The 802-nt window shown below is 61.3% G+C and carries 1 protein-coding gene; it reads left to right on the forward strand.

What is annotated here, in order from left to right:
- The coding region (locus EOA23_RS35155) for a hypothetical protein (RefSeq protein WP_127307356.1) at window positions 1-802 on the forward strand (802 nt) is incomplete at both ends.

The raw sequence follows: 802 nt of genomic DNA on the forward strand, positions 1-802 counted from the left end.
TTTCGGCATCACGGTCGCTTACATCATGGCGACCGGCACGGGCGCCAGCGTCGGCTACGGCGTCGGCCACATCTCGACCGATCCGGATGGCCCGATGTCCTTCGCTCTCTGGGGCGGCGTGGTCGGCTTCGGAATCGTGTCGATCGCAGTCTACTGGATCCGCGAATATATCCTTTATGTGCTGAAAGCCGGTCATATCGCCGTCATTGTGCATCTGATCGACGGCCATGAAGTGCCCGACGGCCAGGGCCAGATCGCCTATGCCAAGGAAGTGGTCAGCCAGCGCTTTGCCGAAGCCAACATCCTTTTCGTCGTCGACCAGCTGGTCAAGGGTGCCATCCGCGCCATCACCGGCCTGATCGGCGGCATCGCCGCCTTCCTGCCTATTCCCGGCCTGAGCGGCCTCGTCAGCTTCATCAACACGGTGATCCGCCTGTCGCTAACCTATGTCGACGAAATCATCCTCGGCTACAACATCCGCATCAATTCGAACTCGCCCTTCGAGACGGCGCGGCAAGGCGTCGTGCTCTACGCCCAGAATGGCAAGCACATGGTCAAGAACGCCGTGTGGCTGGCGGTGATCATGTGGGGCGTGTCCTTCGTCATCTTCCTGTTGATGCTGGCGCCCGCCGCCGCGATCCTGTGGGTCATGCCCGGACAATTGGCCGGCTGGGCCTTCGTGCTGGCCATCGTCTTTGCCTGGGCCTTCAAGGCGGCCTTCATCGAGCCCTTCGCCATCGCCTCGCTGATGCAGGTCTATTTCGAAGCCATCGAAGGCCAGGTTCCCAATCCAGAATGGGAC

The organism is Mesorhizobium sp. M2A.F.Ca.ET.042.01.1.1 (assembly GCF_003997405.1).
Classification (GTDB): Bacteria; Pseudomonadota; Alphaproteobacteria; order Rhizobiales; family Rhizobiaceae; genus Mesorhizobium.